Origin of the sequence: Veillonella sp. CHU732 (assembly GCF_003992085.1) — a bacterium.
GTDB lineage: Bacteria > Bacillota > Negativicutes > Veillonellales > Veillonellaceae > F0422.
Genome location: NZ_RQVC01000038.1, coordinates 1 through 527, shown reverse-complemented (window position 1 = coordinate 527; position 527 = coordinate 1). Strand labels below are relative to the sequence as shown.

The 527-nt window shown below is 42.7% G+C and carries 1 protein-coding gene; it reads right to left on the bottom strand.

Going from position 1 to position 527, the window contains the following annotated elements:
* A partial coding sequence (locus tag EO121_RS08700) for a hypothetical protein (RefSeq protein WP_164725911.1) occupies window positions 1-527 on the bottom strand: 527 nt, incomplete at both ends.

Sequence of the window (527 nt, the reverse complement as noted above, 5' to 3'; positions counted from 1 at the left end):
GCTACTGTTGTATCGATAGCATCTACTGTATATGTTGTTACATGGTCAACCGTAGCATCTGTAACCTTCACATTTTTACCAGCAGCTACTTTTACAGCGCCTGCTGCTAAGTCTTTGACTGCATTTTTGCCATCATCGCTTAGGTTACCTAAGGCTTTATTCGCCGCATTATCAATAGCATTACGAGTCGCTTCGTTTAAGCCAAATGTTACTTTACCATTATCACCGGCTACGATTTCGATACCAGCTTTAGCAGATTCTGCAGTCGCCGCTGTACCATCACCTTTAACGAAATCTAAACCTGTTGTTACCGCTACTGTTTTAGCTGCGCCACCATTTGCTTTATAGCCTAAATTAGCATTACCAGCAGCTGTTTGGTTCACCGCTTTAATCGCATCATCTACATAATCTTTATTTGCTGCGTCTGTACCAGTACCTGGTGCACCTACATTTGTTAATTTAGATCCACCGAAGTCTACGTCACCTTTAGCACCTGCTGCACCCGGTTTCACTGTAATAACTGCATT